Raw genomic sequence first — 327 nt, 5'->3', positions numbered from 1 at the left:
CCACATCGGCTCGGAGATCTTCGGATACTTCGTGCCGAGGTTGTCGCTGGTGCGGCCCTTGGCCGCCTTGACCGCCTCCACCCACACCTTCAGCTCGGCGTTCTGCTCGACCTGCTTGGCCTGCACCGCTTCCGTCGGCGCGATGTACGACAACGTGGTCGTGGTCGTCAGCGAGTTGTCCGTGCTGGTCAGACACGTCACGAGCTGCTGGGAGGTCGCGTAGCGCGCGGTGTCCGACTGCACCGGGATGCTCACGAACTCACCGCCGGTCGGGGCGGGCGCGGTGCCGCCGTCCTTGGCCGGGATCGGGATGATGCCGTAGTCGAA

1 protein-coding gene is annotated in these 327 nt (G+C 67.0%); it reads right to left on the bottom strand.

The genetic code is table 11. The annotated features are described in order from the left end of the window. Positions 1 to 327: extracellular solute-binding protein (locus tag FLX08_RS40215; RefSeq protein ID WP_142625463.1), on the bottom strand; the 327-nt coding region annotated here is incomplete at both ends.

Source organism: Microbispora hainanensis (assembly GCF_006874475.1).
GTDB lineage: Bacteria > Actinomycetota > Actinomycetes > Streptosporangiales > Streptosporangiaceae > Microbispora > Microbispora hainanensis.
Note: the sequence above shows the minus strand (reverse complement) of the source record. Positions and strands in the feature narration are given on the sequence as shown.